The following is a 16,669-nucleotide window of genomic DNA, read 5'->3' as shown; positions in this document are numbered from 1 at the left end:
TACATGAAAGTTTCTGTCATAATCCCCGTATACAACGAGGCCGAAACGATTGCGCAATGCATAGATACTGTCCTACACACGCAAGACCATCGTCTCGCTGAGATCATCGTGGTCGATGGAGGAAGTACAGATCAAACAGTAGCCCTAGCAGAAGCGGCAGGCGCTAAAGTAATTACCAGTAAAGTCCGTACACGTGCCGCCCAAATGAATCTGGGCGCATCTGTAGCTATCGGAGATCTGTTTTATTTTATTCACGCGGATACCACTGTGATCCCTTCCTTCATAAATGATATCGCCTCAGAACTGAGAAAAGGCGCCCATGCAGGCTGTTTTCGCTATAAGTTTGACTCGAATAAACTGATGCTTAAAATCAATAGTTGGTTTACCCGATTTAATGGTCCTCTAGCGGGCGGAGGAGATCAAACACTGTTTATTACGCGAAAAATTTTCAGTTCCTTAGGAGGTTTCGATGAGTATTATACCATCATGGAGGATTTCGAGCTTGTGCGTAGAATAAAAAAATCTAAAAAATATCGCTTTTCTGTCATCCCTAAGAGTATCTTAGTATCCGCAAGAAAGTATGATAAAAATAGCTGGCTTCGGGTACAGTTGGCTAATCTTATCGTATTTCTTCTTTTTTACCTTAACAGGCCGCCAGATCGCTTAAAAGCACTCTATCGACGGCTACTAATTACGAGTTAATGCAGCAGTTTCCCATTATTAGTGGTATCCAGCAGGTGGGTATCGGAGTCACACAGGCAGACGAAGCCTGGGCCTGGTATAGAAAATACTTTGGTATGAACGTGCCCATTTTTAAGGATGCGGCGGTGGCTAAATTAATGACCCGCTACACGTCTGGTATTGCGCAAGAGCGTTATGCGATTCTCGCCATGAATATGCAGGGAGGAGGAGGTTTTGAGATTTGGCAATACACTTCAAAAGCAGCTCAAGCGCCACTTGAAAAACCTAAATTAGGGGACCTTGGTATTTATGCTATTAAAATTCGCTGTAAAGATGCCCAGGCCACCTATGCTTACTTCAAAGGGGAAGGATTAAAACTACGAAGCACTCCGATCAGCGATCCTGCCGGAAATATTCACTTTTATGTGGAAGATCCTTATGGCAATCTTTTCGACATCGTGGAGCATCACGCCTGGTTTACACGAAATGAGCAGCTTACAGGAGGAGTTCTCGGCTGTGTAATAGGTGTGAGCGACCTAAATCGTTCCATTCGCTTCTATCGAGATGTGCTCGCTTACGATACTGTACAAGAATTTACCGAGGCTGACTACGAGGACCTGACACCGCTGACACCTGCACCCTGCCCCGTAAAGCGAGCCCTTTTAACGCATGAGCAGGAGCGTAAAGGAGCCTTCAGTCCACTCCTTTGTAAAACTACTCTTGAGCTTATCGAGCGGACAGATAAAAAGGGAATCCCTATTTTCCGGGACAGAGACTGGGGAGATCTGGGATTTATTCATCTTTGCTTCGATATAAATGGGATGCAAGCCCTGAAGGCGCGATGCGCCAAATTCGGACACCCCTTTACCGTCGATAGTAGCGATAGCTTCGATATGGGAAAAGCCGCAGGTCATTTTGCCTATTGCGAAGACCCCGATGGCACGCTTATCGAATTCGTGGAAACGCATAAGATTCCGATTTTCGAAAAAATAGGTTGGTACCTCAACCTCCAAAAGCGCGATCCTGAAAAACCACTTCCCCGCTGGCTGCTCCACCTGCTAGGCTTGAATAAGGTCAAAGGCTAAAAAGAAAAAGCAACCTTATAAAGGTTGCTATTAGCTCTATTGAATACCTATGAAGAAAATTTCACTGCCCTAAAGGTACTACACTTATTTTGCTTCGATATTAAGCAACTATTATTTCGCTCTTCCGGAAATGAACTTTGTATGATTTTACTACGCCACTCCATAATGGGTGAGACCACGCCTATTTTTTAGAATCCAGTACAGTCTCCTCTTGCAGCAGGGAAAGCGCCGCCAAAGTCATAGCTTCTACACCTGTTAAAAGTGTAGGCTTGTAGTCCGGTGCGAAATAGGGCGAATGCAGGCCAGGAATTTCCAGTCCTTCTGTTTTGGCGCGAGCCAAAAACTCCGGATTTCCCGCACCCAAATAAAACATGCTCAGCGGTACAGGCTTTTCCTGCAGCCCGAAGCGTGAGAAATCCTCGCCGATCATCTGGGCGTCTACATCTACCACCTGCGCCATGCCGAAATTTTCTTCCATCACCCCTCGGAGCCGTGCCGTTAGTGCACCGTCATTAATCAGTGCAGGGGTATGTGGCTCGCGAAGTTTAAATGTCGGTAGCTTATCCTCTCCCATGCCCGCCGCCCGCGCTAAGTGCTGGCTCATATGTTTTATTTGCGTCAGCACCTCCTCGCGGACTTCCGGAGAATAGGTGCGAATGGTCAGTAAAAGCTCCACCTGATCCGGAATGATGTTATGAACGGAGCCGCCACGGATAGCGCCCACTGTGATGACCGCTGGCGTGGTAGGGGCTAATTTCCTGCTGACAATGGTTTGGAAGCTCTGTATCAGCTGCGCACTCAGTACGATCGGGTCGATGGTCGTATGTGGAGCCGCTCCATGCCCGCCTTCCCCATATACGGTAATATTCATCATGTCCACACCCGCCATGAGGGCGCCTTCCTTAAAGCCAAGCGTGCCAGCGGGTAGAAAAGGATCATCATGGAGCGCTAGCGCAAAGTCCGGATATGGGATTTTCTGGTAGAGGCTGTCTTGGAACATCTGGTAGGCACCCATGCCATTTTCTTCCGCAGGCTGCGCCACCATCACTAAGGTCCCTTTCCAGCGGTTTTTAAATTCCACGAGCGTTCGCGCCGTACCCACAAATACCGTCATGTGGATGTCATGACCGCAGCTGTGCGCGATATAAGTCTCCTGTCCATCGGCCGTGACTCCTTTTTTCTTGCTTGCGAATGGCAAGCCGGTCTTTTCTTCCATCGGAAGGGCGTCCATATCGGTGCGAATCAAAACTGTAGGACCCGGGCCATTTTCGAATACACCGACGACCCCGTACCCGCCGATGCCTGTCTGCACTTGAAAGCCAGCGCGCTTTAATTCCGCTGCCATACGCGCAGATGTTTCTTTTTCCTGAAGGGATAGCTCAGGGTTTTGGTGCAAATGCTTGTAAAGTGCCTCAAGTTCAGGGTATTCATATTGAATATATGCCTTAATGCGACTGTCTTGCGCCTGGAGAGTGGGGGGGCAGTAGAGCAGGAAAAGAAAAAAAGATGCGATCAATAGCTTCATCGTTGTGTTTTTAGATTCGGAAACTAGTTAAATAAGACCGAAATTTGTAAAAAAAGTTACAAATTCTTGCGCTTACCTATGTACTTTGGAGTGAGCCTTAAAAAGATTACGCGCATGCCGATTCTTCCGAGTGGCTATACGAAGCCACCTTTCTACCTCTTTCATCCGCATTTAGAGACCATCGTGCCGTCCATTTGGCGAAAAGTGCCTGAAATATACTATCGGCGTGAACGAATCGACACGCCTGACGGGGACTTTTTAGATCTAGACTGGGCGGAACTGTTAGGCTCGCCCGCCTGTGTGGTGATTTCCCATGGCCTGGAAGGAAGTACGGACCGCCATTATGTGAAAGGGCTGGTGAAGGCTTTTCACCTACGAGGCATCTCGGCACTCGCCTGGAATAATCGTTCCTGCGGGGAAGAAATGAATCGAGGCCCTATACTTTACCATCATGGAGCCAGCTATGATTTGGATACCGTGGTAACTCACCTCCTGCGAACGCGGAAGTATGAAAAAATTTACCTGGTAGGAGTCAGCATGGGGGGAGCACAGACCCTGAAGTACCTCGGTGAAAAGGGTGCCCAGTTGTCCCCAAAAATCAAGGCTGCTGCCGTGCATTCTACACCTTGTAATTTGGCCGATAGTGCCGCCACTCTTCAAAAGAAAGCGAACGCAGTTTATAAGAATAAATTTTTAAGCAAGTTAAAGAAAAAGGTGCGGCTGAAGGCGGCGCAGTTCCCCAGTCTTATCGATCTAGGCCCGCTCGATAAGGTGCGGGATTTCGATGCCTTCGATACCCTGTACACAGCGAAACTGCACGGCTTTCGAAACGCGCAGGACTTTTATGCGCAGGTTAGCGCCGACCAATTTATGCCTGCCATTGAGGTGCCGACCTTGGTCTTAAATGCCGCGAATGATCCGCTCCTGGAGAAAGGCTGTTATCCTTTTGCGCTGGCGCAAAAAAAACCGGAGCTACATCTCGAAGTTCCGGCTCGTGGTGGGCATACAGGCTTTACCCTTGGCCAACAATCGCTGGCCTACTCAGAAATCCGATTGGCTGAGTTTGTTTCTCATTTTTAGGCCTTTCACTTCTACAGGCGCTTCGCGCAAAGCTCCGCGACTGTCTGGCCGATGGCTAAAGAACTGGTCGCGGCAGGGGAGGGTGCATTTAATACGTGTACTGCCGAACGCGTTTCACGAATGGCGAAATCGTCCAACAGGCCCCCGTTTCGATCGCAGGCCTGGGCGCGGACGCCGGCACCTCCAGCCACTAAGTCCGACTCCTGCACGTCAGGAATGAGTGCTTGGAGTGCCTCCGTAAAGGCGGTTTTAGAAAAAGAGCGGTACAGCTCGCCTAGCCCTGTCTTCCAATATTTTTTTGCCACCTGCTGGAAGCCGGGCCAACTTAGCGTCTCGGCCAGCTCTTTTAAATGCACAGCGCCTTTTGTGTATCCCTCTCGTCGAAATGCGAGTACCGCGTTAGGACCTGCCTCTACGCCTCCCTTCATCATGCGCGTAAAATGCACGCCCAGAAAAGGAAAATTCGGGTCTGGAATGGGGTAAATGAGATTGTTTACCAAGTATTCACGTTCTTTTTTTAGTTTATAATATTCGCCGCGGAATGGGATAATACGTACATCTGAAGATTCCCCCATTTCTTTTTCTGCGATCTTGTCGGTATATAGCCCGGCACAATTGATTAGCAGCTTGGCCTTAAAATCCAAGCCCGCAGCACGTACCGCTACCCCTTCTGAGTCCGTTTTTATAGCAGTGACGGCATGCTGAAGTAAAATCTCTCCCCCTAGCGCTTTAAACTTATCTCCGAAGGCTAGAGCAACACGATGATAGTCTACGATACCCGTCTGCGGAATGAAGAGAGCCCCCACACCAGCGCAGTAAGGTTCGCGTTCTCTCAGCTCATCCAAGGTGATCTGGCGGCTGCCTGAAAGACCATTTTCAAGGCCTCGAGCCAGAAGCCCTCTCATTAGCGGGAGCTGCTCCTGCTGCGTGGCCACTACGACCTTTCCGGTGATTTCATAGGGAATACCCATCTCCTGACAAAAGTCGAGCAGTTGCCTATACCCCGAAATACAGTTTTTAGCCTTCAGGGATCCAGGCTTATAATAAAGTCCAGAGTGAATGACTCCAGAGTTGTTTCCAGTTTGGTGCAGCGCCAGGGCCGCTTCCTTTTCCAGTAGCAAGACCTTTCGGCTAGGCTGCGCACGTAAAAGCTGCAGCCCCGTGGCGAGGCCCACTATTCCACCTCCCACGATGATGGCATCATATCGCATGTGTCTTCGTCTTAATTTCCCTACAAATATAAACTCCTACGATGGATATTTTATAAAGCGGGGGCTATTGTGCATATTTGTGGCTTAAATCGTATCACCTGTTTGTATAGGTGAGTAAACTTTAGAAAAATGAGCGAACAACACATCGACATCACCCTTCCAGACGGATCGGTTAGGCAGTATGCAGTAGGGACCACAGGTTTACAGATTGCGAGTAGCATAAGTGAGGGATTAGCCCGGAACGTACTTGCAGCAAAGGTAAATGGAGAGGTTTGGGATGCTACACGCCCGATCGAACAGGATGCACAGGTGCAGCTTTTAACTTGGAATGATGATGAGGCGAAAGGAGCCTTTTGGCATTCCTCTGCCCACCTCTTAGCGGAAGCTCTCGAAACTTTATATCCTGGCGTTAAATTCGGCATCGGTCCGAATATCGAGAATGGCTTTTATTACGATGTGGATTTTGGCGATCAGCCTTTCGACGGGGCAGCTCTTGAAAAAGTAGAGCAGAAAATGGTGGAACTCGCGAAAGCTAAAAATGCCTATCAGCGCCAGGCGATCAGCAAAGCAGAAGCCATCCAGTACTTTAAAGAAAAGAATGATCCTTATAAATTAGACCTATTAGCAGGTTTAGAAGATGGGAGCATCACATTTTACACGCAAGGAAATTTCGTGGATCTCTGCCGAGGACCTCATATTCCACATACCGGCTTTATAAAAGCCATCAAATTACTCAACATAGCAGGTGCTTACTGGCGCGGGGATGAGACGCGTCCGATGCTCACACGTATCTATGGGATAAGCTTCCCGAAGGCAAAGGAACTTCAAGAGTACCTGACCCAACTGGAAGAAGCGAAAAAACGGGATCACCGTAAGTTGGGCCGCGAGCTCGAACTCTTTACCTTCTCTGAGAAGGTAGGTATGGGGCTTCCCTTGTGGTTGCCAAAGGGAACTTTGCTCCGTGAGCGTCTCATCCAATTCATGAAGCGTGCCCAGGATAAGTCAGGCTATCAGCAGGTCACCACGCCACATATCGGTCACAAGGCGCTCTACGAAACATCAGGGCACTACGAAAAATATGGAAAAGACTCCTTCCAACCTATTCATACCCCGAACGAAGGAGAGGAGTTTTTACTCAAACCGATGAACTGCCCACATCACTGCGAAATATACAAGCATAAGCCACGTTCGTATAAGGATTTACCGGTGCGCTATGCGGAATTCGGTACGGTCTATCGCTATGAGCAAAGTGGCGAGCTACACGGCCTTACTCGTGTGCGGGGCTTTACCCAAGATGATGCCCATATTTTCTGCCGCCCGGATCAGGTGAAAGAAGAGTTTATTAAAGTGATCGACCTAGTGCTTTATGTGTTTAAAGCCTTAGGCTTCGAAGATTATACAGCGCAGATTTCCCTGCGTGATCCAGAAAATAAAACCAAGTATATCGGGGAGGATGAAGCTTGGAATAAGGCAGAGGCCTCCATTATAGAGGCCGCCGCAGAGCGTGGGCTGAAAACCGTGACAGAGCTAGGAGAAGCAGCCTTTTATGGCCCTAAGCTGGATTTTATGGTGAAAGATGCGCTGGGGCGCAAATGGCAGCTCGGAACCATCCAGGTGGATTACCAGCTTCCGGAACGCTTTAAACTGGAATACATAGGGGCAGATAACCAGAAACACCGCCCCGTGATGATTCACCGGGCACCTTTCGGCTCCTTGGAGCGTTTCGTAGCAGTACTGATCGAGCACTGCGCAGGTAATTTCCCGCTATGGCTATCGCCTGAGCAGATGTGTATCTTGCCGATTTCAGAGAAGTATAAAGAGTATGCCGAAGAGGTACGTGCCTACCTGGAGGATATCGATATAATCGGAGCAATCGACAACCGAGACGAGAAAATAGGGCGTAAAATTCGCGATGCAGAGGTGAAAAAAATACCTTTTATGCTGATTGTTGGAGAAAAAGAACAACAAGAAGGCACGCTTTCTGTTAGAAAACATGGTGAAGGAGATGTAGGCAGTTACACCAAAGAGGAGTTTGCCGCCTACTTCAAAGGAATTATAGCAGAATCTTTAAAAAAATAAGCGCCAAATCTTGCTAAATTTCGTATAAGCTTTATCAAGTGAAAAAATATTTCGATATTTGCAGGCGATTTCATCAACAACCAAATCTTAAATTTTGAGAGGAAGAACACCGTTTAGACAGAGGCAAGAAGAGCCTTATAAAGTAAATCAGAAAATTCGTGCACGAGAAGTACGTGTAGTAGGGGATTTTGTAGAAGAGGGCAATCAGGTGATGCCTACGGATAAGGCGATCAAACTCGCACAGGCGAATGAGCTGGATCTAGTAGAGATTTCACCTAATGCGAGTCCTCCGGTATGTAAAATTATCGACTACGCGAAATTTAAGTACGAGCAGAAGAAAAAACAGAAGGAGATTAAAGCGAATGCCGCTAAAACTGTTCTGAAAGAAATTCGCTTCGGCCCGAATACGGATGATCATGATTTTAACTTTAAGCTCAAGCATGCGATAAACTTCTTGAAAGAAGGTGCGAAGGTGAAAGCTTACGTACACTTTGTAGGGAGATCGATCGTCTTTAAAGAAAGAGGTGAGATGTTGTTGTTGAAATTTGCGCAAGCATTAGAAGAATATGGGGCCGTGGAGCAGCTTCCGAAAATGGAAGGCAAGCGGATGCATATTTTCATAGCGCCGAAGTCAGGAAAGAAATAATTTCAACTAATCCATACAGTTATGCCTAAAGTAAAAACTAAATCAAGTGCAAAAAAGAGGTTCAAGTTAACAGGAACCGGAAAAATCAGAAGAAAGCATGCTTACAAGAGTCACATCTTGACCAAAAAGGCGACGAAAAGAAAGCGTAACCTGACCAAGATGGGCGAAGTACATGAGTCTGATGTAAACAGAGTAAAAGACATGTTGAGAATCTGATGATTCTTTAACTTGTTTTCACATTAAATTTAAGGTTTATTATTCACCAGACGCTGAGGTTTAAGTATCGCATAAAGCGGTCACCTAGAGTCAAAAATTAACACATTATGCCTAGATCGGTCAATTCCGTTGCATCAAGAGCAAGAAGAAAGCGCGTATTAAAAGCCACCAGAGGTTATTTCGGAAGAGGAAGTAACGTTTGGACGGTAGCGAAAAACAAGTATGAGAAGGGTTTACAGTATGCCTACAGAGATCGTAAGGCGAAGAAGCGTGAGTTTAGAGCGCTTTGGATCCAGCGTATCAATGCAGGTGCACGCGAGCACGGACTCTCTTACTCTCAATTTATGGGTGCTTTGAAAAAAGCGAACATCGAGCTAAACCGTAAGGTTTTAGCTGACCTAGCAATGAATCACCCTGAGGCATTTAAAGCTGTAGTTGAAAAAGTGAAATAAACGTCGGCACACCGTTTATTGATACCGGCCCTCGGGCCAACAAGCAAAAAGGTTATCGTTTGGATTCGATAACCTTTTTTTGCATCTATTTCATACACCTTCTTGATTCGTAAACAACCTTAGCGTACATCTACAGGCTGAAAGGTGTTTTGGAAAATTTAATCAACCTGCTTTTTTAATATATAAAAGGGGGCGAGCTGACCCTGAATGCGATTGCCTTCCGCATCGAGGTGATGCAGCATGCCTTCCGCCACGAAATACTGATTTGGTGCCTCTTCGCCGATAAGCGTGATGGTATTCCCCATATCATTCCACTCATAATTCCCTGTACTTTCGAAGACTTCTTCTGACTTCCCCTCGTAGGTAAGCTGCTTGAAATAGCTGCCGTCTTGATTGATCTGAAGTACTGTCTTGATGCCGGAACAGTCCGCACAGGGAAGGGTTCCTGTGTAGGTGCCATCATAATCCAGCGCTAGGCGTGCACTATGTTCGCGCGCCATTTCTAAGGCAGCCTCCTGCTCCAGTGCGTCTATTTTTTCGAGCACCTCCTGCCGTCTTTCTTCGTCGCTTTTACCGCAGGCGAAAATAAAAAAGCTAAAGCCCATGAGGAGCAAGCTAGTCCGTGTAATTTGTGCTATCTTCATCATACATGCTTGATTAAGCTTCAAATTTACTGGCTTCACTTTACATTCCAACAGGCTTTAGCCGATATCTACGCGAAAAAGAAGGTAGAAAGATAAATTATCTCCTTTGTGCCCGCTCCCGCTGAATTTCTAGCATGTCTACAGGCGGTGTGCTGGTGTCCTCTAAAAGATGACGCACGAAATAATCGCCCATTCTCCAAAAGAAATATTCCGTCATATTTCCGAAGCCATGGCGCTGACCCGGTAAAAGGATAAAATCAAAGCGCTTATTGGCTTGGATTAAGGCATTAGCCATGCGTATAGTGCCCGCAGGATGCACATTATTATCCACATCACCCGTCACTAATAACAAGTGTCCCTTCAGATTCTTCGCTAAATCTGGGTTTTTCTCGATCTGGTACACAAAAGTGGTGTCTCCCTTAGGGCTTACCCGCTCCGTTACCCCGTGATGCTTCTCGGACCACCATCTATTGTAAATGTTATTTTCATGATTCCCCGCACTTGAAACGGCCACCTTAAAGAAGTCTGGATACACCAGCATGGCTGCTGTAGACATAAAACCACCGCCAGAGTGGCCATGAATTCCCACCTTGCTCACGTCGATGTAGGCATGGCGATCTGCCAACTGCTCCGCGGCGGCTTTTTTATCTGCTAACCCATAGTCGCGCAGATTTCCGTAGCCATAGTTATGGTACCACTTGGAACGGTTCGGGTGGCCCCCTCTATTTCCTACGGTGACTACGACGAAGCCCAGCTGTGCCAAACGATCCGTGCGGTCCATCCCTCTAGACCAAGACTTGTTCACTGCTTCCGTCTGCGGTCCCGGATACACGTACTGGATAATCGGGTAATGCTTGGTAGAATCAAAATCGAAGGGCTTATACATCACCCCATACAAGTCGGTGATGCCATCGTCTGCTTTTACTTTAAAAGGCTCCGGGAACTGGTAGCCTGCGGCAAAAAGCTGGGAGAGGTCGGCTTCCTCTAAAGACATTACACGCTCTCCTCGGGCATTATGCAGGTCTGACTTCGGAACCGTATTCACACGAGAGTAATTGTTGACGAAAAACTTCCCGTTCGTTTTGATTGAGGTATTGTGCTGGAAGTCACCCGCATTCAATAAGCGCGGCTGACCACCTTCTAAAGAAACACTGTAAAGATGCTCATAGTAGGGATCTTCTCCTTTTTCTTTTGCATTCGCTGTGAAGAAAACGGTTTTCGAGCGCTCGTCGACCGTCTCCACATTTTCCACGTGGTAGGGCCCTTCTGTAAGTCTTCGGATCAAAGTGCCCTCACTGCTGTACAGGTATAGATGCGCCCAGCCATCGCGCTCCGACCAGTGAATAAACTGGCGACCATTATTGACCAGGTATGGTTTTTTAATTTCGATGTAGGTATTACTGCGCTCTTCTACAAGGACCTTCTTTTCATCTGCCTGTAAATCCCAGCGGCAGATGTCGATGCGCTTTAAATCCCGAGACGTGATCGAAAAGTAAAAGCCGGAATCGTCGCCCAACCAAACCACGGGCTTGAAAGCTTCATCTGCTTGCTCGATCGGATAGGAGAGGGAGTATACACCTAAAGACTGATCTTTATACGTCTGCACAGGAAGGGTGCGCATTTCTTCGCCTTCGAAGCGATACTGATGAAGCGTGGTCTGCGGCTGCTCCTTTTCTCCAGGCATCGCATACTTGTACGTCTCTAAAGTAGGACGCGGATTTCGGATGTTATGCAGTACCCAGAGGTCCTTCACATGTCGGCTATCCGTACGTGTGACGATAAAGCTTGCACTATTTGGCGCCCATAGGACACCCGCACGCTTTCTGTTGTCCTTATTTTTCTCTTCCTCTACATTGTCTTCACCACGACTAGCACCGCCCCACTCGAAGTATTTTTCACCATCCTCAGTGAGCTGATGCTCTACGATGGTGCTGTCCTTTTCGTCTTTGATGGCCTTCAAGAAATTTTCCTTGTCCATCCAATACAGATTATAGTGCTTGGCAAACACGATTTTGGAAGAGTCTGGAGCTATATTCGCCCATGAAAGGCGCTTTTCTTTCTCCTCATAGTCTTCTATTTCAGTTAACTCACGGGTGCGTAGGTCATAGCGGAAGAAAAAGGTCTTTTTTTCCAAGGAGTCTTTCGCAGAACGATCTTTACGCTTAATTTCCTCCCAGTTCTTCTTGACCACTTCCTTTGTGCTGCGCACCTTAAAGCGTAGTGCATTTTCGGCTTCTAAAAACTTCAGGTCCTGGATAGGCAGATTCTGACCATCAAAGGGATCCTGCACCTGAATGGTAATGGCTGCCGCCAAAGCATCTCTGTCGAATAAAGGACGCTTACTGCGATTATTCGGATCTACGATGTACCAGTTTTTTCCCTCGCTCGTCTGATATTCGTACCAAAACCCATCGGAGGACTGAAACCAATTAGGACGCACATCCGTGCTGTGCACCATTTTTCTCACTTTTTCCGGCGAGAACCGGGCGGCCAACTCATAATTAGCAGTAGGCCGCTCTTGTGCCCATGCGCCAATGCTACTGAGGCCCATGAACAGAACAAGAATTATTTTTCGCATGATCTGAATAATAGTTTGAAGTAGTAAATTTATAAAAGTCCCTCTATCTGGCGTAGGTGTTTCTATAAGCGTGTAAAAAAGTAGGTTGGAGCCGCTTCTTACCCGATAAGCGGTTTATGTGCTCCGGGTATTTGCCCTTCGGGCAAAAAAAAGTGACAAGGTTACCCCTGTCACATACATATTAGGTAGGTGCACTTACGCTCCCGGCTCTGCCACCTTACCGTGCAACTTGCCCAGCTCTTGATCGATGGTCCAAAGTCCAATGCCCTCTTCCCCGATGATATCGAATAATTCCACCGCTCTACGTGCTAAAGTTTCCTCCTCACGCTGTTCAGTTACATACCACTGCATGAAACTGAAAGAAGCGAAATCTTTCACCGAAAAACAGTGGTCTACGATAGCATTTATCGAACGGGTTACCTGCACCTCATGCTCTAAGATCAACTCAAACACCTCACGTAGGGAGTTGAAATGATGGCGAATACCCGTAATCTCAGGCTGTATCGCATGCCCTCCCGCTTCGTTTATGTAACGTAATAGCTTCATCATGTGCTCACGCTCTTCATCAGCATGCTGATAAAGATACTGAGCGGCATTTTCATAGCCCATCATGTGGCACCAAGAGGCCATGGAAAGATAGTAAGCAGAAGACTTTCCCTCCATTTCAATCTGGTTGTTTAACAACTTCTCTGTATCATGCAGAAGCGAACGCTGCAAGGTTACGATCTCTTTTACTTTCATAGCTAAATTAATTTATACAAACATAACCAAAATACTTTGAGCAAGTTCCAAAGCATAAGAAAATAGGAGTAATTTGGAATTGGTATAAGTTTAATGTTGTAAAATAGTATTCTACCAAATTAGATTAAGTCTTGATAATCTCAGAAACCTTTAAGAATCAAGGGGCTTTTCCTTTTTGGCTGCTTGCAAGCGGAGCAGCTGCCGGGCTAGCGCTGTTAATATTTCGGCGTTCGCTTCGATGTAACGCTCAGCCAAGTGCATCAGCGCTTCTCGATTTTCGGTTTGGGCAGCATCCATCGCTGGATTCACGAAACGGCGGTCGAAAAGCGGGTTGAGCCGCAGGTAATGACTTCTATTTTCAGCAGCAGAAAACAATTGATGCATCTGATGCTCTACCGTCTCTGCATTTCCCGACATCATGACGTCGATTAAAGGCTCCACCCACTGTACGAGTCCAAAGTGGACAGAACGCTCAGGATCGATAGGAGCTTTACTCGTGCCAGTGCCGATGGAAAGAAGAAACATATCACGACCACTCGGACGCGAATTTTCACCAAAGCGCATTTTACGGACCTCCGCATAAGCACACATGGCAGGATTATTCGCGAAAACACCCCCGTCAATGAAACCATGAGCGCTTCCACTTTGACTGCGTACCAGTGCTGTCGGGAAATAGGTGGGCGCTGCCGTTGTTGCGCGGGCCACATCTACAGTGCGAAAGTTGGCAGAGCGGGCACGTCGCGCTTTATCTCGTGTAAAAAAGTAGGCGCTTCGCTCCGCCAGCGCATAGGCAGGTACTAGACAGGGACGCTTGAGCTCACTCAGTAGCGTATCTCCAAAATAGTCCAGCAAGAGCTCCTCCAGGGCTTCAGGGCGGTATTTGGACCGGCGTAAGCGAAAACCGGAAGCAACCCGCTGTGCCAGAGAGCGAGAGAATATACGCCCGCCGTGCTCGCGGTAAAGCGCTAGTAGATCGGAAAAATCATAGCGAAACTGCTCCGCATTTTGCCCGTCGGGCAAAAGTCCCCCCAATCCTAAAATTCCACCCGTGCTGGTTCCTGCCACAAAATCTACGAACTCCATCAGGCGCAGCGTAGTATTTCCTGTTTCCAGGCGTATCAGGGTTTCTAGATGTGCTAATATCCTGGCAGCTATAATGCCCCGAATGCCTCCTCCATCGATGCTTAATATGACGATTTTCTGCATAATGCTTCATTTAACCCTTTAAACTAACTCCCCTTAAGCCAAAAGAGCCGGTTACTAAACGCTTAAAAAAAAACTCCACCCAGAAAAAGGTGGAGTTCTTGAAACTTCATGCCCTAGTTTACATCCTCTTTACATGCTGTATGTATGGGAGAGTTCGGACGCATATTTATTTAAAAGAAGGTATGCCAGTGATGGCATGGCCTAAAATCAACAAGTGAATATCATGCGTGCCTTCGTAGGTGATGACCGATTCCAAATTCATCATATGTCGCATAAGCGAAAATTCACCCGTAATTCCCATTCCTCCGTGAATTTGGCGAGCCTCCCGGGCGATATGAAGTGCCATCTCCACATTGTTCCGCTTGGCTAGGGAAATCTGCGCCGTCGTCGCCTTTCCCGCGTCCATCATCATGCCCAGCTTCCAGGCGAGTAATTGTCCTTTCGTAATTTCCGTCAGCATCTCGGCCAGCTTTTTCTGGATCAACTGAAAACTGGCGATTGGCTTATCGAACTGAATGCGTTCCAGCGCGTAGCGTCGTGCACTGTCGTAACAGTCCATGGCAGCACCCACAGCACCCCAAGCAATCCCGTAGCGCGCCGAATCTAAGCACATCATCGGGGCACCGAGCCCACTTTTTCCAGGTAACAGGTTCTCCTTCGGGACCTTTACATCCTGAAAAACAAGCTCTCCCGTCGCGCTTGCGCGCAAAGACCACTTACCGTGCGTTTCCGGTGTGCTGAAGCCTTCCATGCCACGCTCCACGATCAGGCCGTGGATGCGGCCCTCCTCACTTTTCGCCCAGACTACCGCAATATCCGCCTTGGGAGCATTCGAAATCCACATTTTAGCACCGTTTAGCAGGTAATGATCCCCCATATCCTTAAAGTGGGTAGTCATGCCCGAAGGGTTCGACCCGTGATCCGGCTCCGTCAGCCCAAAACACCCCAAGAACTCACCACTCGCCAGCTTCGGAAGGAACTTTTGCTTCTGCTCTTCACTTCCAAACTTGTAAATCGGATACATCACCAAAGAGCCCTGCACGGAGGCCGTGGAGCGCATTCCAGAGTCGCCCCGCTCGATTTCCTGCATGATTAGGCCATAGGTAATATAATCCATACCGCCACCCCCATAGGCACTGGGAATCTGAGGACCGAAAGCCCCCACCTCACCAAATTTGCGTACAATCTCATAGGGGAAATGCCCACGCTGTGCCCAATCTTCGATGTAAGGGCTAATTTCCTTTTTAACGAAATCCCGAATGGAAGCGCGTACCAGCTTGTGTTCCTCATTTAATAGGTCATCGATTCCGTAAAAATCTACCCCCTCAAAAAGGTCTTGTTTACTGCTTTTTATTGCTTCATCAACTGCTTGCATAGCTATCTTTTTGGTTTATTGCTCGAATTAATGGATTTTTGCACACGGTGCTAGCATCACTTGAAATAACGCATATCTTTTGAAAATTACTACCTCATCGACTAAAATATTTCCGCATGACCAGGGAAACCCTACCCGAAGCTGTTTATACTAAAATAGTACTTTTAGAAGAAAAGTTCAAAGCCTCGGGCCAAGATCTCTCTTCCTATCTGGAAGGACTCTTGCATGCAGACTATATGAGCTATTGGGATTACATTAACCTGGACACTTTGCTTTCTATCCAGCAGCCGCGTACTTCCTTTAAAGATGAGAAAATTTTTATCGTCTACCATCAGATCACGGAGCTCTACTTCAATTTGATCCTTTGGGAGATGGATCAAATCTCTGCGGAGCCCAAGCCCAGGGAGGCTTTTTTACTGGAAAAACTGGGGAGGATACATCTCTATTTTGATCAGCTGATCAGCTCATTTGCCGTCATGTGGCAAGGGATGGAAAAGGAACAATTTCTTAAATTCCGCATGTCACTGCTTCCTTCTTCGGGCTTCCAGTCCGCACAGTACCGCTTCATCGAGTTGATGGCCACCGATGTGAAGCACCTCCTGGCCCAGCAGCACCGAGGTACAGCTACCGAAAAAGGAGATCTGGAAACCTTGTTTGAGGCACTTTACTGGCAGCAGGGGGCGATAGAATTGGCCTCCGGCCAAAAAACCCTGACGCTCAACTCCTTCATCCAAAAATATGGACGTAAACTCAAACGTACGATTAAGGATTACAAAAAAAGTAATATCTGGCGTAAATACCAGCAGGTGGAGAACCCCTCTGAAGCGCTAAGAGAAGCCATGCGGCAGTTCGACCTTAAGGCAAACGTTCACTGGCCGCTGGCACATTATAAATCGGCGGTGCACTACCTGGCGCGTAAACCAGAAGCCATCGCCGCCACAGGAGGAACGAACTGGCAGCAGTACCTGCCGCCCCGCTTCCAAAAGGTGATTTTTTACCCTAGCCTTTGGTCTGAACAGGAGCAAGAAGAGTGGGGAAAAGGCTGGGTGCTTAAAGAGCTCTTAGGCGAGCAGGAGGGCTGAGTGCCTGCACAGGTTTTCTAGATAAATTCAGCTATCTTTGTAAAAAAATTACCTTTCTTTTAAGGATA

At 47.5% G+C, this 16,669-nt stretch carries 15 protein-coding genes; 8 read left to right on the top strand and 7 right to left on the bottom strand.

Annotated elements, in window-relative coordinates:
• The first annotated feature begins 3 nt into the window (after positions 1–3).
• Together ACXIT9_RS02840 and ACXIT9_RS02835 are read left to right on the top strand one after the other, a co-directional pair.
• A complete protein-coding gene (locus ACXIT9_RS02840; RefSeq protein ID WP_458054731.1) occupies positions 4–702 on the top strand; it encodes a TIGR04283 family arsenosugar biosynthesis glycosyltransferase in 699 nt (232 codons plus the stop codon).
• Positions 702–1,766: a VOC family protein gene (locus tag ACXIT9_RS02835; protein WP_458054730.1), complete on the top strand. Its 1,065-nt coding sequence runs from the start codon at positions 702–704 to the stop codon at positions 1,764–1,766. The genes ACXIT9_RS02840 and ACXIT9_RS02835 overlap by 1 nt, the downstream gene beginning before the upstream one ends.
• 181 nt (positions 1,767–1,947) lie before the next feature.
• On the opposite strand, the gene ACXIT9_RS02830 is transcribed toward ACXIT9_RS02835, so the two are convergent.
• Positions 1,948–3,291, bottom strand: a complete 1,344-nt coding sequence (locus tag ACXIT9_RS02830; protein ID WP_458054729.1) for an amidohydrolase — start codon at positions 3,289–3,291, stop codon at positions 1,948–1,950.
• Between the two features lie 114 nt (positions 3,292–3,405).
• Here ACXIT9_RS02830 and ACXIT9_RS02825 point away from each other — a divergent pair, with 114 nt between their 5' ends.
• Positions 3,406–4,371 carry a YheT family hydrolase gene (locus tag ACXIT9_RS02825; RefSeq protein WP_458054728.1) on the top strand — a complete coding sequence of 322 codons (966 nt, stop codon included), beginning with the start codon at positions 3,406–3,408 and terminating at the stop codon, positions 4,369–4,371.
• 11 nt (positions 4,372–4,382) lie between these two features.
• Here the strand turns inward: ACXIT9_RS02825 and lhgO are convergent, their stop codons facing one another.
• Positions 4,383–5,582 (bottom strand): L-2-hydroxyglutarate oxidase, encoded by a 1,200-nt coding sequence (gene lhgO, locus ACXIT9_RS02820; RefSeq protein ID WP_458054727.1) that lies wholly within the window; start codon positions 5,580–5,582, stop codon positions 4,383–4,385.
• 129 nt (positions 5,583–5,711) lie between these two features.
• Here lhgO and thrS point away from each other — a divergent pair, with 129 nt between their 5' ends.
• The 4 genes from thrS (at position 5,712) to rplT (ending at position 8,975) form a co-directional block, all read left to right on the top strand.
• A complete protein-coding gene (gene thrS, locus ACXIT9_RS02815) occupies positions 5,712–7,661 on the top strand; it encodes a threonine--tRNA ligase (RefSeq protein WP_458054726.1) in 1,950 nt (649 codons plus the stop codon).
• A gap of 94 nt (positions 7,662–7,755) precedes the next feature.
• Positions 7,756–8,307 carry a translation initiation factor IF-3 gene (gene infC, locus ACXIT9_RS02810; protein ID WP_458054725.1) on the top strand — a complete coding sequence of 184 codons (552 nt, stop codon included), beginning with the start codon at positions 7,756–7,758 and terminating at the stop codon, positions 8,305–8,307.
• Positions 8,308–8,328: 21 nt separating this feature from the next.
• Entirely contained in the window at positions 8,329–8,523 is a 195-nt protein-coding gene (gene rpmI, locus ACXIT9_RS02805; protein WP_009056163.1) for a 50S ribosomal protein L35, read from the top strand.
• Between the two features lie 107 nt (positions 8,524–8,630).
• Positions 8,631–8,975, top strand: a complete 345-nt coding sequence (rplT, locus tag ACXIT9_RS02800; RefSeq protein WP_009056165.1) for a 50S ribosomal protein L20 — start codon at positions 8,631–8,633, stop codon at positions 8,973–8,975.
• A gap of 158 nt (positions 8,976–9,133) precedes the next feature.
• Here the strand turns inward: rplT and ACXIT9_RS02795 are convergent, their stop codons facing one another.
• The 5 genes from ACXIT9_RS02795 to ACXIT9_RS02775 all read right to left on the bottom strand — a co-directional run bounded on the left by ACXIT9_RS02795 (position 9,134) and on the right by ACXIT9_RS02775 (position 15,519).
• Positions 9,134–9,622 (bottom strand): copper resistance protein NlpE, encoded by a 489-nt coding sequence (locus ACXIT9_RS02795; RefSeq protein ID WP_458054724.1) that lies wholly within the window; start codon positions 9,620–9,622, stop codon positions 9,134–9,136.
• A gap of 94 nt (positions 9,623–9,716) precedes the next feature.
• On the bottom strand, positions 9,717–12,197 hold the full coding sequence (locus tag ACXIT9_RS02790; RefSeq protein WP_458054723.1) for a DPP IV N-terminal domain-containing protein: 2,481 nt from the start codon (positions 12,195–12,197) through the stop codon (positions 9,717–9,719).
• Positions 12,198–12,392: 195 nt separating this feature from the next.
• Positions 12,393–12,938 carry a ferritin gene (locus ACXIT9_RS02785; protein ID WP_009056167.1) on the bottom strand — a complete coding sequence of 182 codons (546 nt, stop codon included), beginning with the start codon at positions 12,936–12,938 and terminating at the stop codon, positions 12,393–12,395.
• Positions 12,939–13,088: 150 nt separating this feature from the next.
• The gene (locus ACXIT9_RS02780; RefSeq protein ID WP_458054722.1) at positions 13,089–14,144 is read right to left on the bottom strand and encodes a patatin-like phospholipase family protein; all 1,056 of its coding nucleotides are present in this window, start codon (positions 14,142–14,144) and stop codon (positions 13,089–13,091) included.
• A 166-nt stretch (positions 14,145–14,310) separates the two neighbouring features.
• Positions 14,311–15,519 (bottom strand): acyl-CoA dehydrogenase family protein, encoded by a 1,209-nt coding sequence (locus ACXIT9_RS02775; RefSeq protein ID WP_458054721.1) that lies wholly within the window; start codon positions 15,517–15,519, stop codon positions 14,311–14,313.
• A 116-nt stretch (positions 15,520–15,635) separates the two neighbouring features.
• Between ACXIT9_RS02775 and ACXIT9_RS02770 the strand changes: the two genes are divergently transcribed.
• A complete protein-coding gene (locus tag ACXIT9_RS02770) occupies positions 15,636–16,601 on the top strand; it encodes a tryptophan 2,3-dioxygenase family protein (protein ID WP_458054720.1) in 966 nt (321 codons plus the stop codon).
• The last annotated feature ends 68 nt before the right edge of the window (positions 16,602–16,669 follow it).

The sequence above is a fragment of the Nitritalea sp. genome (assembly GCF_054166705.1).
This window is presented reverse-complemented; position numbering and strand designations above follow the sequence as displayed.

Excerpts from the sequence above, each read along its gene's own strand:
- lhgO (WP_458054727.1), bottom strand. The coding sequence starts at position 5,582 with ATGCGATATGATGCCATCATCGTGGGAGGTGGAATAGTGGGCCTCGCC.
- thrS (WP_458054726.1), top strand. The coding sequence starts at position 5,712 with ATGAGCGAACAACACATCGACATCACCCTTCCAGACGGATCGGTTAGG.
- ACXIT9_RS02835 (WP_458054730.1), top strand. The coding sequence starts at position 702 with ATGCAGCAGTTTCCCATTATTAGTGGTATCCAGCAGGTGGGTATCGGA.
- ACXIT9_RS02785 (WP_009056167.1), bottom strand. The coding sequence starts at position 12,938 with ATGAAAGTAAAAGAGATCGTAACCTTGCAGCGTTCGCTTCTGCATGAT.
- ACXIT9_RS02790 (WP_458054723.1), bottom strand. The coding sequence starts at position 12,197 with ATGCGAAAAATAATTCTTGTTCTGTTCATGGGCCTCAGTAGCATTGGC.
- ACXIT9_RS02840 (WP_458054731.1), top strand. The coding sequence starts at position 4 with ATGAAAGTTTCTGTCATAATCCCCGTATACAACGAGGCCGAAACGATT.
- ACXIT9_RS02825 (WP_458054728.1), top strand. The coding sequence starts at position 3,406 with ATGCCGATTCTTCCGAGTGGCTATACGAAGCCACCTTTCTACCTCTTT.
- ACXIT9_RS02775 (WP_458054721.1), bottom strand. The coding sequence starts at position 15,519 with ATGCAAGCAGTTGATGAAGCAATAAAAAGCAGTAAACAAGACCTTTTT.
- ACXIT9_RS02780 (WP_458054722.1), bottom strand. The coding sequence starts at position 14,144 with ATGCAGAAAATCGTCATATTAAGCATCGATGGAGGAGGCATTCGGGGC.
- ACXIT9_RS02830 (WP_458054729.1), bottom strand. The coding sequence starts at position 3,291 with ATGAAGCTATTGATCGCATCTTTTTTTCTTTTCCTGCTCTACTGCCCC.
- rplT (WP_009056165.1), top strand. The coding sequence starts at position 8,631 with ATGCCTAGATCGGTCAATTCCGTTGCATCAAGAGCAAGAAGAAAGCGC.
- rpmI (WP_009056163.1), top strand. The coding sequence starts at position 8,329 with ATGCCTAAAGTAAAAACTAAATCAAGTGCAAAAAAGAGGTTCAAGTTA.
- ACXIT9_RS02795 (WP_458054724.1), bottom strand. The coding sequence starts at position 9,622 with ATGATGAAGATAGCACAAATTACACGGACTAGCTTGCTCCTCATGGGC.
- ACXIT9_RS02770 (WP_458054720.1), top strand. The coding sequence starts at position 15,636 with ATGACCAGGGAAACCCTACCCGAAGCTGTTTATACTAAAATAGTACTT.